Raw genomic sequence first — 18901 nt, 5'->3', positions numbered from 1 at the left:
CACCTTTTGTCAAATTTTGCGATAGATGCTCCCCTCGAATCATCGGAAAAATTTACATGGCAAATCAGGTACGCGGTGGATAGAGGCAGGAAAGGTCTTTTGGCAGGGGTTTGTCCATTCTTAATTTCAGGGCTCCTCAAACTGCTAAGTGCCAAAAAAGAGGGTATTTTCGTTGTCGCTCATGATTTCTGATAATACCGCCTCAACGACCTTGCATACCCATTGTGCTCCCGAAGTGGTAGGGTGCTCCAGTACATATACTATGGCTGGCAAATTGGGCTTGATCTGTTTCAGATAATTGAAGATCTCCCAACCTGAACTATTTTTAAAGGCTTGGTTGATCAATACAAGATCAGGTCCGGAGACGTCGACTGGATTGATTGCATCCCTTATATCTTCACTCCGTCCGACAATGTGCAGTTGCCGTGATAAGGTTATCCTCAGAATGGCTGCTGTGGTTGTATTGTCGTCTATGATCAAAACATTTGCCATTTTTTCACCTTTGGAGAAGGCAAAACACTACCTCTATTATGCAACCCAAACCATAGTCCCTGTATAAGCACCCAAAATTTAAGGAAACAGTCCTAAGGCTATAAGCTGATTACCGAATTTAGGCTGTCACCGAATGGAGTCGGAACATAACCATCGGCATCAGGATCGTTTTCCCAAGAGTCCTTGCCCAACAGATAGCGGAACTGATAGGGTCGTCCGGTTTCCAGATCGACGGTTACGCTAAATCCACCATTTTTCAACCGTTTCATAGGTGTCGCCGAAGTTGACCAGTCATTGAAATCGCCAACCACATGTGCCAATGTTGCTTCCCCTTCGATCTCTTTAGGAATCTTGAAAGTAACTTTGCACACCGGTTTGCTTTTCAGAAACTGCTTCCGAATACTCATCGTTTACCTCCATATAGAGTGTTGGTAAGCGCTTTCATCACTTCACTTATTGCTGGACATCCTCAGGCTCTATTAGGCAAAAGGTGTACCAGGGCCTCAACGATTCTATCAACAATTTTTTGTTGAGTATTTTTGTCAATATCTAAATATGGTTCGTCCTAATGGGTGTTAGGCTTTCTGACAGGTTGTAAAAAATCAATACATAGGCCCGGCACAGACTGTGGCCCAAGAATTGGATAATTTGGCAAGATCGGGGAAGAATCCTGCCCAAATTTATTGTCTTAATATCTTTTCTTTCCTGAGACCAGTGGACTTTTCCCAAAAAAATAGACACGGTTAAAAGCAAACCGCTGATTTCATGGCCTGTTCAAATTGGGCTGGCGTTTTGTAGCCCACTCGGAGATAGGATCGTTTACAAAGACATCTGGTTTTTTCAGCTCGACTACGTTATCTTTGCTCATGGTGCGTGTATCCTTTCCAATCGTTGGCCGGTTAATTGCCTCGAGAACAATCAACCGGGGATACACCACCTACCTTCCTAAACACAACTTTCGATTATAGCTCATATTTTATTTCTTCAACTATTTTCATGTTGATGTAAGGCTAAGCCAATTTCTCGGCCGACTTCGATTTTATTCCATTCCAATTATTTCAAAAGCCGCAGTAATTTCCACTTGTTTGACTTCTTGCGACGCTCGACGCGCGAGTTCTCTCCGGAAAACGGTAGATAGAGATTACTGGAAGGATCGCGAATTTCGATTGGCAGGCCAGACACCTGAATTTGAGTATTGGAGCATAGCACGAACTCATGCTCAATGGTATTTCACAATTCGCATACATTAACCCGGCATGAATAATCCATCATTTGTCGCATTGCCTCCGTTGAAACCAATGCTGATATCCATTATTCAACGAAAGCTTTGCATCCAATTTTCTTTCCATCAAGTATCGAACAAAGCGGCGGCGATCTTGCCTATCACCAGTAGGTGCTCTCAGTAAGGTTTTTACCATAATTTTCTGAGAGAATTCGGCTTTACGTTAACTCTGGCATTAAGCCAACACTTTTAGTGGTGGACGCGGAAAGGTTCTACCGGCCCCGCGAGAAAGAAAATAGGTTCTTCCACCGGGAAAGCCCCGTAGGGACTTAAAGGAGGAAGAACCTATGCATGATTTGAAAAGTTTATCGTATGTACGTTGGGATTGTAAATACCATTTGGTGATTGCCCCGAAGTACCGGAAACGAAAGCGATACGGCAAATTCAAGCGTTTGGTCGGAGAGACATTGAAGGATCTGTGCCGCCAAAGAGGGACCGAAATACTGGAGGGTACATTAAAGCCCGACCACGTGCACATGTATCTGAGCCTCCCTCCCAAATACAGCATCCCCTTCACGATCGGTTTTTTGAAAGGCAAAAGTGCTGTACGCATCCACCGGTATATGTATCGGAAAGGCCAAACGACGCCGAAAAGTTTTTGGTCTCGCGGATACTGTGTAAGCACAGTGGGTTTAGATGAAGAAACCATACGAACCTATATTCGCCAGCAAGAGGCATTTGAGAAACAACAAATGGAACTGGATTTCGAGTATGTGATTGAAACCAAGCCCCAACGGGGCTTTCCCTACGATAACGCCCCCTTCAAGGGGGCAACCTGATACCTCCTGCTATGCAGGTGTAGCACGTCACTTGATACAAAAGGTCGTTCACGTGGTGGTTGCGCGTTCAGGCACATGGATAGCAACCAGGGGCGCTTGGTACCAACGCGCCGGTCACCGTGAACCCTCTTGCAGTCATGTCGATGGTGATCTGTTGCACGGTATCCACCAATGCTTTTTCGACGATGAAGATAAAATCCTTTACTTTGAAGATTTCGTCTGTTTCTTTGTGCTCGTCCAGAGCCAGCGCAAATGACGGGGGGCCTCAGCCACCAGCATTGTAAAATATGCGGATAGGTGAAAAATCTTTTTCTTTAAAATAATCGATAAGCTCTTGGGTGGCCGTTTCAGTAACGGTTATCATAAAATATATCTCCTCTGAGAATGTGATTTTTTTGAAACCGGTGCCCCTAAGACAATTATAGATGTCGGAAAAGCGTGAGAGTTTAAATATCAACTACACAGTCAGGGGCGACAACGATAGCCGTTGTCGCCCCTGGATCTTGAATTATCATCCGCCGAAGTCGCCGCCGCCGAGCCCTTTCATTGCTTCCTCTGTGGTCACACGCAGCGTCGAGATGGCGGCGTTGAAGGCCTCTCTATCCGTCTTAATGTCATCCATACCGGTTTCCGGGGTGCAGTTTGCCCGGATCTGATCGATACGGTCGTCCATCTCTGTAATGAGGATGTGCAGGTCTTCAATGTTCGGCAGAATTTCCTCCCTTTTGCCGCCTGGAAGGGCTTCCATTTTTCGGGTAATCTCGTAAACTATCGCCTTCCATCCAGTCAGTTCCATTTCCATTGTTTTACAGCAATTTTTTGCTTTCATGACATTCTCCCTTGCAGTGATTTGACACTCGTTGAAATTATAATCCTTTATAGCTTTTTGTTTAGCCAAGACCGGGAACCAGAGCCGGCGGAATGATCGTAACCGGACAGGGAGCCAACAAGAGGATCTCTTTGGCGGTTTCTCCAAAGGTTTCTACGTTGGAGCTATCACCTAAATCTATGGGGGCATCTGTGGAGGTCCCCATTACCATGACGTCGGCAGCCATGTTTCGAGCCAGTTTGGTAATCTCGGTGACCACATCGCCGTCGGACATGTTTATAGCGTAGTTGGTAAAGCCGAGTTCCTTCATCTTGTCAGCATAGGATGTTTGGACTTTGGCTTCGGCATCTTTAATGGCTTCCTCTACCTGCTCCTGATCTATTTTCAGACGGCCAAGTCCATGATAGATCCACAGTTTGGCATCATTGTCTTTTGCCAATTGGAGAGCATACTTGAAAATGTGATCGCAATAAGGCTTCAGACATGTGGGAAACAGAATTTTTTTATACATTTCCCTTGCCTCCTTTCTTTTCCATCCAAAACAGTCTGGATGGCATCGGTGTGGGTAGAGAACTCCTCCAAGTGCCGGTTTGAATGCTAAAGTAATGGGGCCCCCGAAGCATCACTTTGCATTTACCATAGGGTAAATCAAATTATGTGCCAATCGGCGATAAAGGAACAAAGATTAATTTTTATTTATTATTAGATGGTTATTGAGCTTACAGACTAAGCTTCAAGTGGGTTTTTCGATGATGACATGATGGGGATGGGTGAGTAACGTTACTTCTTTCGTAAAAACCAAGGTAAGTAACGCAAAGTAACGGAGCAGTAGAACGATAGAAGCTGCCAGGTGTCGCTCCAACGATTATGGGGAAACATAAGGACGCGTAATTAGTGGAGACATTGTCACGGTTTAGCTATTGAGCCGATGGGGGCACCGTATTTGTACAATGAACCATAGGGACGCCGCTAAAAACAATGCGGTAGCGGTAAAAATGATTGTAAACGTGAAGACCTGGATCAGCACCCCGGCAGCGATTGGGAAGAGAACCTTGGTCAGACTGAGCGCACCGCTGATACCTGCGCAGAAGGCATTGGAAGGCTTTTCCCGAGAATATCTGTATAGGAGATACCAGCCAAAGCGCCACTGACTGAAAAGATTCCGATCCAGAAAAATACCAACGTAAAAAGCTATGTGGGATCACTTGAACCGGCAATGGTATAGCCCATGCCCGACAGCGCAAAAACCCGCTGATAAAACCCCAAAAATAAAAACGGCTTTTTGTGCTTTTGTCCTGCAAGGAATCCAGCAAACAAGAGCTGGGTTATCAAGGTAGTCCGATCGAGACGCCTGTAAGGATGCCCACATGAGTGCCTGAGCCGCCAATCTTCAAAATAAAAGAGGAGAGGATGGTGTTGACGTCGATAAACGTGGATACAAACGCCAAAAAAAGTGCATGCCAAAGAAACGCCAGAAAGTTACTTTTTGTCGTGCGATTGGCGCCGTCGCTTCCACCCGTCCTCATGATTCTATCGGTAGCTGGGCAGGACTCGTCGGTTACGCATTTCCCAGGGCGTCTTTGGTTGCAAACACGTACATATTGTCGGACGGTTTTGCAGCGAGCTCCGGATGGGTGGCATACTGATAGTTCAGAAGATCGTCCATGGTTGCGCCCATCTGAATGGCAAAGGAGATGAAATCGATATTATGGGCCGAACAATTTCCTTTGCGCAGAACGCTGCCACCGATCAGCCTGCGGTTTTTCTGGTTAAACACCAGCTTGGTTCGGATGGTATCCACCTGGGGCATCATGGGGTATTTGCTCAATACCTCAGAATAGCCCGTGAGGACATCCAAACCGGCGTCTTTGGCCATCTGTTCGGTCAGTCCGGCGGAGCCAAGGCTGTAATCATACACGGCGGTGACATTGGCATTGAGGACGCCGGGATCAGTTCTCTGCTGTCCCAAGATGTTGCGGGCAACGGTGCGCGCCATGAAAACCGCATTGGTCCCGAACTCCCCGCGGGTTGGTTCTCCGGTGACCAAAGACCTCTTTTGGGCACAGTCTCCGCAAGCGTAAACATCTTGGGCATCGGTACGCAACTGTTCATCCACCCAGATGCCCAACGGACTGGTGCGGATGCCTGCTTCGGCTGCCAGCGTCATGTTGGGAACCACACCCACCGAGAGAACCACAAAATCCGCAGGCAGCGCATTCCCGGAGCCTAGTTTTACAGATATCTGGTCCTCGGCTGAATGGATGAATTCGACCACTTTCTCCCCGGTCAGGAGGCGAAGCCCTTTGCATTCCAATTCATCGTTCACCAATTGAATGAATTCGGGCTCAGTCGTTGCCATGAGGATGGAGGGAAGCATTTCCACCACGGTCACAGCGAGCCCCATTTGCCGCAGCACCACCGCGACTTCGATGCCGATATAGCCACCGCCGACCACCACGGCGCGTTTGCCGGTTGCGGCCAACCGCCGCAGGGCAGACAAGTCCTCAAGAGATCGTACGGGGGTGATTGCTTCACTCTCCACTCCGGGAATCGGCGGGATAAGGGGCCGTGAGCCGGTTGATAATACGAGGTGGTTGTACGCGTACACACCACCATGGGCCGTGGAAACCTGTTTTTTTTCGGTATTGATCTCAGTCACCCGGTCAACGACCAGCTCGGTACCGAAATCCGTTACCAGCGAATTGGGTATCTGAAATTTCTCCAGAGGCATTTGATCCGGGATGCCATAGGGCACCGCGCAACGGTTTACATTTATTTTTTCATCCTTGATCAGTGTGACGGACAAGCCCTGACCGAGTTGATGCAGCATATGAGCGATGGTACGTCCAGCTGGTCCCCCTCCAATAATGATCACATCCCGTTTTTCCATTTGCTTGCCTCTCCTTTACTTAAAAAACGAAAGCATTCCTTAACTGTCATTGTTCTCGGTTGATCCATTTTGCAGAATCGCGCACTTGATTCCAATTGACCTGGCAAACGTAATTATCAACATTCATGCCATAATTGATTTGCATCTGTGAGCAGCAGGTTCAAGGAGGAAATGAAGGGTGTTCATTTAGAGCGGATCGGTCTTGAAGTTGCCGCTTAAAACGGTTTAGTGTGATATAGTTACCCCACGGTTTAATTCGTGGGGTTGTATTTTTCCAGGGTTTCGGCGATGATTTTCACGTCCCCAATGGTTCTTTCAAGCCGCGGGCTTTTGATCTTGGTCGCTTCCTGAGCGAAAAGCCATACTTCGGGAATGATTTCCGCTATTAGACGGCCATCGTTGAAAACACGGACAATGGCGCTTTCGGAAACCACCACCGCGACTGCCCGCGTGTCGCGGCTGATGGAGGCAGCGGCCACGTGCCGGCTTCCAAGACCCAGGGGCAGATCAATGCGTCTGGAAGATGCGTTGATGTAGCGGGCCGCTGATACAACCACTCCGTCTCCGGAAACTATAAAAGCTCCGTCCAGCTGCGCAAGTTCCTTAACGGTTTCGCGCACATCCTGATCGCACAGTCTTTTCCGTTGTTCCGGATGTCCATATAAGGGGTCGAGGATAAGCGGCCGTGATCGCTTCAGGACCGCTTTTTTATCACTGACCACGAAAAGTGTACCTATTTTTCGTCCTTCCCGGCCCTCGCGGGCGATTTCCACCGCCAACTGGATGGTCTGCTCCAATGTGGAAGCGTCGCAATTGTTTTTGCCCGCACAGATTTCATAGAAGCTGTTCATGGTGCCGCATTTTTGTACACAGGGTTTGTCATGACAGGGCCAAGATGGCCGTCGAGGGGACAAAGTCCGTAAAAATGCCCCATGGCATCGGATCGGGTGAGGATGCCGACCAGTTTCCCCTCCGCCACCACTGGCAATCGTCCGATGTCGTGTTTCACCATCCGGTGGGCCGCTGCCGCCGGGCTTTTGTCCGGCGAGATCGTGTGGACAGGTTGGCTCATGAAGGTCTTTACAGCATGCCGGTATTGCCCAGGTTTTTTCAAACGCCTCCGATCACGCATCGAAATTATCCCCAGCAGCCGATCTCCGTCCACTACAGGAGCCCCGTGAATCCCTCGATTCCGGAGGGCTTGCAATGCCGTTTCCATGGGTGTTTCCGGCATCAGAGTGAAGACAGGCACGGTCATCAAATCTTGAACCTGCCCTGCCACCCGACTCTCTCCACTGATCAAGATGCGTATCCATGCCACGAGGACCCCTGGATTGACCGCCTTGATCATGGCGGCGCCGGCGCCGGGATGCCCTCCGCCGCCCATGCAGCGCATGATTGCACCGACGTTGATGTCGTCGGTCGTACTGCGTCCGATGATTAGACACCGGTCATTGTCAAGCAGGAAAAGGCCGAATGCGGCGTCCACATTCAAGACTTGTCTGACCATCTGAACCAAAATCGCCAGATTGTCGATATGTTCTGTTACCCGTAGCTGATTGATACTGACCACCCAGTCGTTCAGCGTTAACCGGTTTGCGGTCCGAAGCATGTCAAACAACAGATCTTTTTGTTTTTTACTGTATGCCGGGGTGACGAAAGCGCTGAGAATTTTCAGATCGGCGCCGCTTTCAAACAACAACGCCGCGGCCCGGGCATCTTCGGGCGTCGTCGAAGAGAAGGTCAGGTTTCCAGTGTCTTCGTAGAGCCCGGCCAGAAAGAGACTGGCATGAATTGGTGCCAGCTTTGTTTGTGTGTCTTTCAGTTGCCGTAGCATCAAGGTGATATTGGCGCCTACGGAATCCCGGTATTCCCAAGTTGGATTAAGGTCGGTATCGCCGTGGTGATGATCGAACAAAAGGAGTTCGAGGTCTTTTTTTTCTTTGAGTTGCTGTAGGCCGTCCAACCGTGACCACTGATGGGTATCGACGACGATGAGACGTGTGACGCGACGGACATCGATTTCTGATGAGCGAGAAAAGGCAAACAGATCTCTGTGAAGAGAAATGAACGACCGAACATTGGGATTCAGGGATTGGGGAAGAACGCCAATCGATTCCGGAAACAACAGTTGCGCCGCAACGACGGAAGCCAGCGCATCCAAATCAGTTCCTTTATGTGTCGTTACGATTTCCATGGACGTACCCAATCGAAAAAATTGTGGGGAAATGCTACGCCAGGTATGGTATGGTAAAGTACTCGAGGGGTGTTTTATGAAGAGGCGTCGTGCGGGTATCCGTTTGGCGAATGCTGGCAACCAGGGACTTGCCTTGCACATCCAATGTTCCCATCTGGGAAGGACGGTTAATCTGTGTCCGGATGCGTTTTTCCATTATGGACCTCTTCTCATGGTTTCCAGGTCGAAAAATCCTTTTCGATGACGAATTTATCGCGTTTAATCTTGCGATTCCTCCTGACGATACGGGCGTTGCATTCCGCTACAGTTTTTCCAAACCGGTGCTTACGTTGCTCCAGCGATTATTAGGCATGGTCGCGGATCTTATGTATGGAAATCAACCGTTTTTAAATTTTTCCAATTCATGGTTGCCATATATTAATGTGAACATAGGGTGCCTAATTAGCGAAAATGGTTTTTTTGTGGTCAGGAGCCGAAAGCGCCCAGGCAGCAGTCCATCCTTACGATTCGTGGGCAATTCCTTTGATGTGAAGCATCAAGTGGTCCCGGTCATCAAGATCGTCAAGCCACCCATAGTTCGCTGTCGGTTTGACATCCAGTTCTTGAATATAGGGTTTGATGTCCAAAAGAGGCGTTCCATCAAAAACATCAATCCCGGAGGTGTGTAGTACGTTTTCTTCAATACGCTCCAGACGTACGATACTTAGTCCGATCCGGTTGGGTCGCTTGGGGGAACGGCTGGCAAAAATTCCCACTGTCGTATCGGTTGTCCAGGGAGGTTTGATAGATAGAGAATGGACGCCTGTGGATTTGTGCAATTGGCAGATCACATAGATGTAATGAAATCGGGCCAGTTGAAAAAGGCCATCACTGTAGGCGGGAAACACCTCGATACGAAATTCGCCCTGATCCTCAACTATCGGCTGATAAGGGGCTTGATTCTCATATGGAGTACGAATGATACCAATGGGTGAAAATTCAATCGTCGGTGACGGCTCTTTCATCGTATCGACCTCTTTCCATGAGTTGGTTGATTTGGCGCTGGTGACCGGCGAAAGAAAATGCTGGCCTGGTAAATCTCACCATTCAACTTGTTCGATAAAATAAACAAAAATCATGCCGAAAATAGCGAGTCCATGGTCCATATAGTACAGATCGCGTTTAATACCCGATGAGCACATAGCCATAATGTGGTGTTCCTTTGCGGAGATACCAATCGCCTTGATTGACGGTCGAAAAAAGAGTTTTCCATAAACTTCGCCCCCCATTAGGTAACGCTTGGTAACGCAACCTTCCTGTTAGGAACGGTTTCGTCTGCGAATATGGAAGCCCCGACTTGACGAGCAAGCAATGCGCCAGTGTGATCAGGCAGTGGTGTTAAATCGAGGATTGCAACCAGGCTGAACAGGGCGATGGTTTCCACCCACCATGACGGCAATTTCTGGCTTCCTATGAAGCAGCCAGAATCATGGTGATCAAATCTGGTAAAATGGTCGGTGTCAAACTCAGACCGTATGATCTACGTCGGCATTAGGAAACTTTTGTATATCAATCCTGCATACCTATTGAAATTATTTCAAAAGCTATCCTCCGACACGCAAATCTTTCGACCACACAAAGGTATCTGGGTACAATCAGCGTGCGGAAGCGATCAGATGGATTGAAAACACTTATTAGATACTTGCCTGCGTATAGGTACGCCCCCGATAGTGGTTGCGTTCAAAATTTCCTGCGTTAAACAGGTTCACCACCTGGACCGCTTGCGACTCCTGGCCATTTTGGCATGTGATTTGTATTTATTTAGCTGAGAGGATGGAAGATTCATGATTTCCACTCCATCATACTCTCACCTCCTGATGTCCCAGCACGAAATCCCTCACATTTTGTGCTGGGACATCTTCTTTTAAACCCGCATGAAAACTAAACAGAGGGGAAACATTGATAGAGACAAAAATAATTTTTCGGGAAATTGATGATCGTTATTTATAACTCGTCGTACGCAAAAAAAAATATTGCATTTGCATTATATTTGTTTCGGTTGGCGCTCCCTCATGCTCTATTTTTGGTTTTTCGGAGAAAATTCGATCAATTGGGAATAATGACGAGGCGTTGTCACGTCGTACTCATTCAATTTTTTGTAGATTGGTTGCCGAAAACCATCGTGTCGAGGGCGGTGAAGGCTTCATTCTTCGTCATATGAGCATAAATTTCAACCCTCACGTCCCCGAACACTCAGGGCCGAGTACCTTGATCAAAATGCTTTGTGACTCGTTTTTTAAAATTTTAGTTACACAAACGCTGCACTGGTTGGGAGGTGGATAATGCCAAGTTTGAAAAGCAGTTCGAGAGAGGGCTGCAAAGGCTTTATATTCTGAGGAGGATATCCTTACCCCAGATTGCGATTTATCACGGTAGTGGTGGCATTGACAACGCAGACAATTTTATACGTGAAGCACCCTATTGCGAATTACTCACCTGCCCAGTCGTCAGGTATTCTGCTTCAAGCGTCCGTTCTGTTTTATGGAATTGGATGACCCCGTCATGCGTCTGCCGCTCCACCTGCCCCATCTCCTCCAAGTAGCGCAGGTGGGCGATGGCTTCACCCGTGGCAAACCACTGCTGAACGACGGGGAAATGATCCCAGGACGCGGCTCGGATGTCCCAGGTCATCAGCGAGGCAATATCATAGGCGCACAAGGTTGAGCCGTCCAAGATATTCATCACCTCGTTAAGCCGGCGCTGATGATGATCCTGAAGTTCCTGGATGCGGCCTCGGTGGTCGTTGAAAAGCCGGCGGTGGCCGGGCAATACCAGGTCGACATCCAGTTCGACCACCTTTTCCAGGCTCTTAAGATAGCTGCCCAGCGGGTTGCGGTCATCCGCCCAGCACGTAATATTTGGGGTGATGTCGAGGAGAAGATGATCCCCAGAAATCAGGATTCTCTTTTCCGCTTCGTACAGGCAGGTATGTCCCAGGGTATGACCGGGAGTCTCGACGCATATAAAGGTATAATCGCCGTACTGAAGCTGCTGCCCATCTGCAATGATCTTGAATTCGGGGTTCCACTCGGACCCGAATTTGCTGGCCGGATGGGCGGCCAGGGCCGGGCGCAAACGGTCCACGGGAAACCCGTGTCTGCTGGAATAGTCGAACATCCACTCCAGGCCGTCCCAGGACTCCACAATTTCCGCGTCCGGCCGGTTGAACCATACCCGGGTGGCCGGCGTGGCCAGTTGGGAAACCAGGCTGTAATGATCAGCATGCAGGTGGGTAATGAAAATATCGGTATGGTCCAGTGAAACCCCGATCTCTTTCAGACCGCTTCGCATGGCGGTTAGACAGGCCTCATGGTTCAGACCGGTATCGATGAGCAGATTTTTCTCTGCCGACCGAACCACATAGGCGTTCAAATATTTGAGCGGAGTTTTGGGCAGCGGAATTTCAATGCGAAACAGGTTAAGTTTCAGCTCTTCGATCATGGGTCCTCTTATACAATATCAACAGTTTTTTTCGAAAAAAGACTCAAAATGGCGACATCGAGCAAGGCAAGCTGCCTTTGTTGCACAAGCAGGCAGTACAATCAATCAGTTTAAAATTCTTCGAAGCGACGCCCGACTTCAATAATTTCTGCACCGATGATCAGGATGAATACGACCACGTTTTTCTGTTATGGATCAAGCGTGTATCATTTTATCTGTTGCCGCAACTGTGCAAAGCTCGCGAACTCGTATCAAGCGGGCCTTATTTTTGTAACCAGGTTTATGTTCAGGCTATCTCACGAAAAACGGTTCTCCTAAAACTACAGCTTTCTTGCCATATGCTGAAAAAAACAAACAATAGCAAGATGTTACATGTATGTAATGGAAAGATGAAGCGCTTGCCAAACAAAGTGGACCAGATACATGGTCCTCCCTGAATGACAGAATAGTAGGTCGCTACGGAAGGTTCTTGCTTGGTTTGAAAGTAACTACACTGCGCCCTTTGATTTTTATCTTTTCACCCGTCTGGGGGTTACGGCCCATCCGAGTTTTCCGATAAACATTTTTAAAGGTCCCAAATCCGACCAGGGTGACCTTGCTGTTCCTTTTCTTGAGGCCCTTTTTGATACCGTCCAGCGCGGAATCAAATGCCGCCTTCGCGGTGGTTTTGGGAATGTCGGCATCTTTGGCGATTTTCTCGATAAGTTCAGCTTTGGTCATGTGGCCTCCAGTGTGAGTTTTGGGTTAACTCCGTATATTGCCTCTTGCCCACCGTTTCCTTAAAAGTAACCGTCCTCTTCAGCTATTTTCAAATATTTCTTGCCTTTCTCTGTCTCGCCCCGCTCTTCAATCAATAGCATTCCGTAATCATGTGCTTGCGGGGCATCAAGGCAATCAGCCTTTTCAGCTTTTTCAAACCATCTTTCCGCTTCATCAATATCGAATTTTTCCAGGTAGAGAATCGTACCAAGTTGACCGTAAGCAGGCTCAAATCCTTCTTCAGCTGATTTTTTGAAATATTTGAAACTGTCTTCCCATTTATCTTTTCCCAACCATAACAATAGCCCGTAATAATAGGCAGCTGGAGCCAAGAGGCAATCGGATTGTTCCGCCTTTTTGAACCATTCCTCCGCTTCATCTATTTTTTCTTTATACATATAAACGATGCTTCCGATATCACCATAGGCCAGTTCAAATCCCTGGTCTGCAGATTCAAGCAAGTATTTCAGTCCAGTTTCCCAATCGTCCTTGCTCAGATAATGCAACATTCCGTATTCGTATCGTGCGGCTGGAAATAAAGAATTCGATCGTTCAGCCTTTATGAACCATTCTTCTGCCTCGTCTGGTTCATTCTTCTCGCGATGCAAGATTATCCCAATCTCTCCATACGCCTTTGCACATCCAGCCTTGGCAGCTTTTATGAAATATTTGAGTGCGGTATCAGGATCACCTTTTTCGAAATACAGATACTCGCCTCTCTTGTATGCGGATGCAGCAGACGATTGGTTGGTATCGCCTTTTCGTTTTTGTTTCCTTTTCATTTTATATTGTGGTCTGTCCTTGTGTTATACGGGATCTACAAATCAACCCGATCCTTCAGTTCCTTGCCCGGCTTGAAGAACGGAAGCTTCTTTGGCGCAATTTTTACCTTTTTGCCGGTTTTCGGATTCCGCCCGATGTAGGCACCATATTCCTTGACAAAAAAAGAGCATAACCCGCGGATTTCCACCCGATCACCGCAGGCCAGGGCATCGGCCATTCCATTGAAGAAAATGTCCACAACAGCGGCAGATTGGGATTTAGAAAGGTTTGTGGCGTCCTTCAATGCCTGGATCAGCTCAAGCTTGTTCATGATTATGGTGCTCCTGGTAATAATTTTGAAAAAGGATAAGGCATGACATTCCGAGCACGATAACCGTTGCTAAGCAAATCTGTCAATGATCAAAATAAGTTATCCATGCTTGTGGAAAATCGAAGATGGTGGGCGGGGCTTACGGTGGGCAGAAAAAGAAGGTTTCGTGAAAAAACACCGTCCAACCGTCCAGATCCAACAATTTAACGAATATTCAGAAGGTTGAGCCGGACGGTGTTTATGGACGGTAATGCCTCGTTGCATCAGGCTGCGTCTGGCGGCAGAAACAACTCCTCATAGAGAGGTATCCGCATCACAGACGAAAAGCCACCTGAGAAGCCCGTCATCGATGCATTGATTTCGGGCTAATATTAGGCTCCAAATCCATATCCTCGATTCAGGCGGCGGTCGGAATGCCTTCTATCAAAGCTTTCAAAGGTTCGGTATCGATCAGAAAGGCTTCAGGCCTTCCCAGACCCCGATGTTTTTCTTCACGCTTTCCGGGTCGATCCCCACGGCACTCAACCTGCCCAAAGTATCCGGGTCCAAGTGATGATGGCCAATCGCTCTGATTTGGTCGACTACAGGCGCATACATCGATCTTTGGAATTTCGACGGGGCCTTCTTGAACAGATGGTCTAAACGTGAACCGTTTTCCTTGACCCCGCGCCGCTCTTCGATATCTACGCCGGCCAGAAATCTTCCGGAGGTTTTGTAGTCCTCTCGAATGAGGATTTGATGGGTACCCGAATCGCCTATGCCCAGCAAAAATCTGAAATACAGATGCTGCAAAACTATTCGTTTGGCTTCATTCGTCATCTGCCCGTTGCTCTCAATATCCGCAACCCGCCTGACACAACCACCCTTTGTCACCACGGGTACGTTCGCCTCGAGCTTCGAAGACGCTATTTTGAAGGGAATGGAGCCCGTTTTGCCAACATTCGGCGCCGCCAGGAAATACCCATCATTGCCATCATAGTCGATGCATTGCCAAGGCAATGACGCCCTCAGCCATTCAGGCAGACTTAGCCTTTCTTCCAACACCTGCAAGGCATAGGTGAATCTCAGGTTGTTGATGAACCGGGGAACGTCGAAGGTGTACGGGCCTTTGTAGACAAGGTCTCCAACGATATGGACCGGCTTTTTGTATACCGCCGTTTTCAGCTTGGCATGGGGGGCTTTTTTTATTCGGGCCATGGCCGTTGAAGACAGCGACTGAATCGGAACGCCGACCCGGCAGGCCAACTTCCTGAGGGGCCATCTTTTCTGCTGTTCCTCCAACCCCTTATTTCTATAAAGATCCAGCTCTTGCTTTAACGTCACGTAAATCTCGCGATACTCCGGCCGGAGGAAATCGACATTTTCTCTTTCAATATACGCCCCCTCCATGGCAAAGTTTTCAAGGCAATTCCCACTTCGCTTGCCGCGACGGGTGTGGAGGTCCAGGATATAGTCATCCATCGGCCTCTTTCTGCCGGCGAGGTGAAAAGCGTACAGACTTTCTACCTCAGCAATCGGAGTGTCGATGTGTGGGGCCTTTGCTTCCCAATCAATCTGCTGCCTTCGAACCAATAAAAGGATCGCGTGGTACAGGTAAATCGGCTTTTCCTGATGGGTCATTTTCTTGAAGAACCATTCCAAGGCAGAAATGCTTTCCCGAACGAACTCTTGTCCGGGATGCCGGTCGATAAACCGATGCAGCACTGACCAGACCGCCTTGAGGTACTGATATTCCCCGACGCCGTCCCGTCGCTCGCGGTCGCACAGTTGATTGATCCAGAAAAATACATGATCGCTGCCGGCTTCGAGGTTGTAGACGATGCCCTCGATGCAGGGGCGAAGGTTTGCCGGATAATCGTCCAAATCCCAATCAATTTCCCCGACACTTGACTGATCGGTGTATAAAGCAGGGTGCAACGTTTTTATGCCCCTGTGTATCCGGACCAAATCGTTCATCTGTTTGGGTTTAACGTAATCCGGCGGAATCAGGTAGACTGAATGCAGATCGCTGATGAGCCGAATCATGCGCTGGGACAGTAAATACCGGTATATGTCCACCAGGTGCTTTCGCGATTCAGGGGTATCACGCGTCGCCCACCATTTTTGATACAGGTCCAGCATCTTTATCGGCATCCACCATGCGGAGATACTGACTTCCTCGGACATCATCACCACCAGGCGGTTGGCCATATTCGTGCGTAATCGCTGTGCTGACCGCTGGACATTGATCCGGGATTCGCCGGGATGTTCCTTCAGATAAGCCTCGAGCGTCGGTCCATCCCATTCCAACAGGCTGAACAGGTCCATCTCGACCAGGCACCACAAGCCGTTCATGAGTTTATTGCGCCGGCCATATTTCTGGATACCGCTTTTCAAAACGTGCGGTGTATATCCAAAGAGGCTTCTCTCTTCTCTGAATTTCGCGCATAGCTCACCGGGATGGATTGCCGTGGGCCTCCCACCATCATCGTCTTTGCCGATGATCGGAACACGGCTTCGTGAATCGGTCTCAGTGGGAGCCAAAGTTACTTTGGCTTGTGGGCACGTGAGTTGGCAAGCATCGACAGTCGGGGGCACGGTAGTCTGTTCTATCTTCATGAAATCCTCCTTAATGAGAAAAAAACGATTATATGGGTTCGCGCTAACGAAGAACCCTTGGGTAAAAGAAGAGCCTTGCCGGATCAGCCGGCAGGGCTCTTGGTCAAAAATCCATCCGATGTTGGATCAGTCCGCAACAGGCGGCACAAGCAACTCTCCGGTGGGGGAAATGCGTTTGAGCTTGTTTTCGACTGCGGTTTCGGACACGTTGGCATAACAATAGCGGCAATAATGCCGGCAGGTATCGTAGGTGCCGATATCGATGCTCGGTATGCAGCCACACAACGGACGCTGGCCCTTGTCCGAAAGGCCATTGCCGTCGTTGACGAACGCCATTAATTCATGATCATGGCTGAAAAGCCGCCGGATAAGCCCGTCATCGATACATTTGTTCCGGATTATACCCATAGGTGCCAGATCCATTGCCTCGGCACAGGCGGCCGCCTGAATGCCGTTCTCAGCGGCCATCTCCGCGATATGCCAGGCCACATAGGCTTTTTCGTCATCCGAAAAGCTCTTGGCGTTGATTCCGGCTTTCTCAAGCTTCCGTTCGGCCTTTTTGTGTGTGGCCGGATGCAGGAAACTGAAGACCATTTTCTCGGTATGACCAGCCAGTGCCTGCATCAGCGAGCAGATCTTGCCGATGAGCCGCTCCCGGTCGATGGTGTCGGTCAGTATCAGTGGATCGAAACGCCAGATGACCTTTTCCTTGCCGATCCGGTCCGAAATCTTTTTAAACGTGTCGATCCGTTCAGCCAAAGGCGGGACGTTGGGCTCTAAGCCTTCCTGCTCGTAATCGTTGAGGGTAAACTGGAAATAATAGTTGAGGCCCTTGGCATCGATTTCGTCCAAATGTCGCATCAAGGGCAGCGGGTTTTTAGTCCAGAAGACGATCAGGCGGGTCCGGGCAAAGGAGATGTACCTTTTGATCGGGAAATTGACCATCAGGTGTCCCCGCCGCAGTCGCTCCATGAACCAGTCGCTGTAATGGGCTGGGATATCCGTCTTGCGGCTGGCGGATACGATCAACGAGGACGTGGCTGTGCATGCCTCGCCGGCATCGTTGTGGATCATGAGTGAGCATCGCCCTTTGGAATCAGTCTGGCCCAGACCTTTCGGCTCGTGAGACTGACTGCAGGGTTCTTGGAAAGCTTCAACCATCGGAAATACAGCAATCTGTTCTGTCTTCATGAAATTCTCCTTGTTGGCAAAAAGTGGTTGAATGGATCGCGAACTAGGCGCGAACCCAATAGATAAATGAAGAGCCCCGCCGGATTACACCGGCAGAGCTCTCGGTAAATTTAGGCGGAGATGAGCCTAAGCCCCTTGGCTCCACATCTTCAGGGTAATGCGACGCTTACCGGATTTGGTATGCTCGACCTCGATCCCCTTGGCCCTCAGGAAAGTCTGAACACGGCGGAGGCGGTTGGTAAAAATGTTCGGTGCTTGCGGCCAATTCTTTTTCCTGGCACCGTTGTTTGGGACATAACCGGCCAATTCCTTGAGCAGGCCTGTGGGCGTTCCAGTCCACTTATTGCCCTCCAATCGATTCATCATCTCCATGACCGAAAGGGAGATTGGATCAGACTCAATGGCCACTTCGATCAATTCGAGACGATTCTTCTCGTATTCTACCATGAATTGACCCCGTTCCCAGGGCAGCGCCGGTTCTGCCGCCACCACCCACTTGGCAAAGTCGGCCATGCGTGGTGCACGATCTAAATGGACATGATCGTAGTTTCTCAGGGCTTCCACTATTGCATCGCACAGTGCACCCAAGGCATAGGGACGTAAGGTTTGCCATTCTCTTTTGATTTCAGACATGGGACGTCGACTCTCTGCCCTGATTGGCGGCAGGGTCACGACCAACGCTCGGTCGGCAAAGTCATGCTTTGTAACAAGGTCAGAAATTCCATTGAAAATTATCGGGCGCTTAAAGATGAAAAGCTCTTGTCCTGTGGTTGTATATAAAGTGCGGACGGTGAAGCCAGCACCCGTTGCGGTGCTACAGCAAAGGTCGCTGGCGGCCTGAAATTCCCTGCAGATCCGGTCGATGCATTCAAACCGAGGCTTTGAGACGATCAGAATCTCATTGCCAGCACCCAGCAGATTGCCGATTACCGTCATACAGGCATCCAAATTGGCCGGAGTGATATCGTGCGAGGATGGAAACATCACGCGACCGTCATAGGACTTCTGCGGTTTGATGACATCCTTTTCACGGATACGCTCCAGCGGCCACTCCTCGACGGTCAACTGTCGAAATCGAACGGCCATCCCCTTGGCATAACAATACCTGCAATTGTTGGAGCATCCCGAACAGCAATTCACACTGAACTTGGTCCACTCCCTGAAACCCAACTTAACTTTACTCATGGCATTGTCCTCCTATAATAATGGTTGATAAAAAATGCCTTTATCCGAACGTAGTAAGGCAACAGGAGGAGGTAAAGAAACGAACCTTATTGATTAAGGTTGTGAAGGATAGATAGAACTATTTGG

At 49.0% G+C, this 18901-nt stretch carries 15 protein-coding genes and 1 pseudogene; 1 reads left to right on the top strand and 15 read right to left on the bottom strand.

The genetic code is table 11. The features are described from left to right. Nucleotides 1-144 precede the first annotated feature (144 nt). Nucleotides 145-492 (bottom strand): response regulator, encoded by a 348-nt coding sequence (locus GN111_RS09810; RefSeq protein WP_155303591.1) that lies wholly within the window; start codon nucleotides 490-492, stop codon nucleotides 145-147. Nucleotides 493-590: 98 nt separating this feature from the next. Then, on the bottom strand, nucleotides 591-899 hold the full coding sequence (locus GN111_RS09805) for an isoamylase early set domain-containing protein (RefSeq protein ID WP_155303590.1): 309 nt from the start codon (nucleotides 897-899) through the stop codon (nucleotides 591-593). A gap of 1162 nt (nucleotides 900-2061) precedes the next feature. Here GN111_RS09805 and tnpA point away from each other — a divergent pair. Next, nucleotides 2062-2472 (top strand): annotated as a pseudogene (gene tnpA, locus GN111_RS09800) (IS200/IS605 family transposase); the annotation flags it as partial. 592 nt (nucleotides 2473-3064) lie between these two features. On the opposite strand, the gene GN111_RS09795 reads toward tnpA, so the two are convergent. From GN111_RS09795 to GN111_RS09735, 13 genes are all read right to left on the bottom strand, one after another. Then, entirely contained in the window at nucleotides 3065-3382 is a 318-nt protein-coding gene (locus GN111_RS09795) for a hypothetical protein (protein ID WP_155303589.1), read from the bottom strand. A 61-nt stretch (nucleotides 3383-3443) separates the two neighbouring features. Next, entirely contained in the window at nucleotides 3444-3893 is a 450-nt protein-coding gene (locus GN111_RS09790) for a universal stress protein (protein WP_155303588.1), read from the bottom strand. Between the two features lie 1047 nt (nucleotides 3894-4940). After that, entirely contained in the window at nucleotides 4941-6272 is a 1332-nt protein-coding gene (locus GN111_RS09785) for an NAD(P)/FAD-dependent oxidoreductase (RefSeq protein ID WP_155303587.1), read from the bottom strand. 251 nt (nucleotides 6273-6523) lie between these two features. Next, nucleotides 6524-7123, bottom strand: coding sequence for a DNA integrity scanning protein DisA nucleotide-binding domain protein (locus GN111_RS09780; RefSeq protein ID WP_155303586.1), 600 nt, complete (start codon nucleotides 7121-7123; stop codon nucleotides 6524-6526). Further along, nucleotides 7120-8469, bottom strand: a complete 1350-nt coding sequence (locus GN111_RS09775; protein ID WP_170302204.1) for a CBS domain-containing protein — start codon at nucleotides 8467-8469, stop codon at nucleotides 7120-7122. The genes GN111_RS09780 and GN111_RS09775 overlap by 4 nt, the downstream gene beginning before the upstream one ends. A gap of 500 nt (nucleotides 8470-8969) precedes the next feature. Next, nucleotides 8970-9473 (bottom strand): tRNA (N6-threonylcarbamoyladenosine(37)-N6)-methyltransferase TrmO, encoded by a 504-nt coding sequence (tsaA, locus tag GN111_RS09770; RefSeq protein WP_155303584.1) that lies wholly within the window; start codon nucleotides 9471-9473, stop codon nucleotides 8970-8972. Between the two features lie 1453 nt (nucleotides 9474-10926). Further along, nucleotides 10927-11949, bottom strand: coding sequence for an MBL fold metallo-hydrolase (locus tag GN111_RS09765; RefSeq protein WP_155303583.1), 1023 nt, complete (start codon nucleotides 11947-11949; stop codon nucleotides 10927-10929). A 456-nt stretch (nucleotides 11950-12405) separates the two neighbouring features. Then, a complete protein-coding gene (locus GN111_RS09760; RefSeq protein ID WP_155303582.1) occupies nucleotides 12406-12669 on the bottom strand; it encodes an HU family DNA-binding protein in 264 nt (87 codons plus the stop codon). Nucleotides 12670-12728: 59 nt separating this feature from the next. Next, nucleotides 12729-13490, bottom strand: a complete 762-nt coding sequence (locus tag GN111_RS09755; RefSeq protein ID WP_155303581.1) for a tetratricopeptide repeat protein — start codon at nucleotides 13488-13490, stop codon at nucleotides 12729-12731. Nucleotides 13491-13525: 35 nt separating this feature from the next. Beyond that, on the bottom strand, nucleotides 13526-13801 hold the full coding sequence (locus tag GN111_RS09750; protein ID WP_155303580.1) for an HU family DNA-binding protein: 276 nt from the start codon (nucleotides 13799-13801) through the stop codon (nucleotides 13526-13528). Nucleotides 13802-14251: 450 nt separating this feature from the next. Further along, the gene (locus GN111_RS09745) at nucleotides 14252-16399 is read right to left on the bottom strand and encodes a hypothetical protein (protein WP_155303579.1); all 2148 of its coding nucleotides are present in this window, start codon (nucleotides 16397-16399) and stop codon (nucleotides 14252-14254) included. 126 nt (nucleotides 16400-16525) lie between these two features. Beyond that, entirely contained in the window at nucleotides 16526-17590 is a 1065-nt protein-coding gene (locus tag GN111_RS09740) for a DUF1848 domain-containing protein (protein WP_197740519.1), read from the bottom strand. A 126-nt stretch (nucleotides 17591-17716) separates the two neighbouring features. Continuing rightward, entirely contained in the window at nucleotides 17717-18655 is a 939-nt protein-coding gene (locus GN111_RS09735; RefSeq protein WP_155303578.1) for an AICE element replication initiation protein, read from the bottom strand. Nucleotides 18656-18901: the final 246 nt, after the last annotated feature.

Origin of the sequence: Desulfosarcina widdelii (assembly GCF_009688965.1) — a bacterium.
GTDB lineage: Bacteria > Desulfobacterota > Desulfobacteria > Desulfobacterales > Desulfosarcinaceae > Desulfosarcina > Desulfosarcina widdelii.
The sequence above is the reverse complement of the archived record's forward strand: the minus strand, read 5'-3'. Positions and strand labels throughout refer to the sequence as shown.